The 2,741-nt window shown below is 55.2% G+C and carries 4 protein-coding genes; all 4 read left to right on the top strand.

What is annotated here, in order from left to right; all coding sequences use genetic code 11:
* Positions 1 to 117 precede the first annotated feature (117 nt).
* Positions 118 to 693: a GNAT family N-acetyltransferase gene (locus tag L692_RS0124540; protein ID WP_084463373.1), complete on the top strand. Its 576-nt coding sequence runs from the start codon at positions 118 to 120 to the stop codon at positions 691 to 693.
* Between the two features lie 151 nt (positions 694 to 844).
* Complete coding sequence (locus L692_RS0124535; protein WP_025702575.1) at positions 845 to 1,294, top strand: Hsp20/alpha crystallin family protein; 450 nt, start codon at positions 845 to 847, stop codon at positions 1,292 to 1,294.
* A 174-nt stretch (positions 1,295 to 1,468) separates the two neighbouring features.
* A complete protein-coding gene (locus L692_RS0124530) occupies positions 1,469 to 2,461 on the top strand; it encodes a DnaJ C-terminal domain-containing protein (RefSeq protein ID WP_025702574.1) in 993 nt (330 codons plus the stop codon).
* Between the two features lie 56 nt (positions 2,462 to 2,517).
* On the top strand, positions 2,518 to 2,741 hold a 224-nt coding region (locus L692_RS30105; protein ID WP_036725421.1), incomplete at its 3' end, for a Clp protease N-terminal domain-containing protein.

The raw sequence follows: 2,741 nt of genomic DNA, 5'->3' as shown, positions 1-2,741 counted from the left end.
AGAATCTCCTTCCTCTAAGCCTAAGCGTAGGGAGGGAGTGTTCAACCGATTTGCATATTTAACAAGATGCAGTTATGAACTACCATAGCACTATCTTAGGAAATGGGGGACGAGCTTATGAACAGGGCAGCCAGATTTTTGACGGGAGAACGGGTCTATTTACGCCCGATTAATGCGGAAGATGCGGAGTGGTACTATCATCAGCTATTTGGCAGCGAGACGAGAAGACTGACGGGAACGCAGAAGATCTACACCAAGGAGCAGATTGAACGCTACGTTCTGAAAAAAGCGGACGATGCCTCCGCCGTGCTGCTGCTGATCGCGCTGAACGAAAATGACGAGACCATCGGCGATATCGCGATTCAGGACATCGACCCGATGAACCGGAACGCAAATATCCGCATCGCCGTGAGCGAAGAGCACCGGCAGGGCAAGGGATATGGGCGGGAAGCGCTGCGGCTAATGCTGGAATACGGCTTCGGCATTTTGAATCTGCACCGGATCGAGCTTGAAGTATATTCGTACAACAACCGCGCTCTCCATATGTACGAGGGACTTGGTTTTACTAAAGAGGGCGTGCGCCGGGAAGCGCTGTACTACAATCATGAATATCATGACATCATTACGATGAGCCTGCTGGAAAAGGAATACAGGCAGAAGTTCCCCAGTGAAGGTCAAAAAAGGTCAAATTAATCAAAACACTAAAATTTTGCATTAAAAATGCTTGCAGACGCCGGAATTCGGCGTTTTTTGCGTTGAAATCGGCTTTGAGCATGGAGCGGGGCGGGTCTATAATAAAGCTATAAGGTCAAATAAAGTCAAAGTCAAGAAAGGGGAATGAAAGATGTTTGATCTGGTTCCTTTTGGCAAACGGCGTGATGAGGCTTTTGGCCAACTGACGAAGTCCTTGAATGACATGTTCGGAGATGACTTCTTCGCTCCGTTCAAGAACTCCACTCTGTCTTTCCGAACCGATATCCGCGAAAGCGACAATGCCTACCATATCGAAGCCGAACTGCCGGGCTTTGCCAAAGAAGATATCGAGATTGATTATACGGCCCCGTATATGACGATCAAGGCTGTCCGCAAGGAAGAATCCACCGAGGAGAATCAAGGGCGCCAGATCGTCCGCAAAGAACGCCGGTATGGCGAGTATGTGCGCAGATTCTACGTGCAGGATATTGAAGAAGAGGGCATTCGCGCTTCACTGAAAGACGGATTGCTGATGCTTGAAGCGCCGAAGCGGCAGAAGCCGCAGGGCAAGCGCATTGAGATCCGGGACGGCGGACAATAACTGAAAGCTGTAATGAAAGGTATGTGTTAAATAATATACAGAAGGAGCGCATTGTAGATGGTTTTCGGCTATGATGCGCTTTTTTTCGAAGCGGTGCGGGCTGTGGCTCGATGCCGATTACAGCAGGTGCAAAACGGGGAAATAATAAATATAGGAGAAGGGAGGGCGCCCGGGATGGCGGAATCCGATTTCTATAGTGTGCTTGGCGTCAGCAGGGATGCATCAAAGCAGGAGATTAAAAAAGCGTACCAAAAGCTCGCCAAAGAGTGGCATCCCGATGTGAACAAGAATTCAAACGCGGAGGAACGCTTCAAGAAAATAGCCGAGGCGTATGAAACGCTCGGGAACGAGGAGAAGCGTAAAGCCTATGACGAAGCCTTGAAGTACGGCTTTGGAGGCGGAGCATCGGGCGGAGGGGCGTCATGGGAATCGCCGTTCGGCGGGGGCTGGAGCGGCAGCAGCTATTCCTTTAGCGGCGGGGACATTCCGGACGGCGACCTGTTCGATATGCTCTTCGGCAGCCGGGGGGCGGCCGGTCCGGGCGGCTTCGATTTCTTCTCGGGCGCCCGGCGCCCGGGACCCGGCGGCATAGACGGAATAGGCGGCATGGGCGGCATGATGGAAGCGCGGCTCGACATTACACTGGAGCAGGCCTATAAAGGCGGCGCCGTCACCGTCCAGGCCAGAGGGCGGCCGGTGACCGTGAACATCCCGCCGCGCTCGGGTGACGGCACGGTCATTTCTATGGCGGGAAGCGGAGAGCGTGGACGGCAGGGGGCTGCGGATATGCGGATCGTCCTGCATATCCTTCCCCATGATATGTATGAAGCAAGCGGCGGAGACCTGCGGGGCATTCTGGAAATCGCCCCGTGGCAGGCCGTGCTTGGCGGAGGGGCGAAGGTATCCCTGCCGGACGGAAGCGCGGTCAAGCTGAAGATTCCGGCGGGTATTAGGAGCGGCAAGACGCTGCGGATACCGGGCAAAGGGCTGAAGCGGGAGAATGGATCGTACGGTGATGTGCTGTTCGACATTGAGCTGGCGGTGCCGGAACGTGTCAGCGAGGCCGAGAAGCAGCTGTACCGGCAGCTTGAGCAATCCTCAAGCTTTCAGGCGGGCGCCAGGAAGCGGGTGGCGAAGGCGGGGCGCAGCGGGACCGCCGCCGGGTGACCGGATACGGGGATAGTACGGGAGGACAGTGAATTTAAGAAGGGAATGAGGCAGGCATGGACTTCAATAAATTAACGCAAAAGCTGCAAGAGGCGGTCGCTTCCGCGCAGTCACTGGCTTCGGGGGCGGGGCATCAGGAAATCGACAATCCGCATTTGCTCAAAGCGCTGCTGGAGCAGCATGAGGGGCTGCTCCCCCGGCTGCTGCAAAAAATGAACGTGCCGGAAGGCGAGCTGCTGCGCCGTACGGATGAGCTGCTGCGGCGCAGACCGTCCGTCGG

This window comes from Paenibacillus forsythiae T98, assembly GCF_000520735.1.
Taxonomy (GTDB): domain Bacteria; phylum Bacillota; class Bacilli; order Paenibacillales; family Paenibacillaceae; genus Paenibacillus_AQ; species Paenibacillus_AQ forsythiae.
Note: the sequence above shows the minus strand (reverse complement) of the source record. Positions and strands in the feature narration are given on the sequence as shown.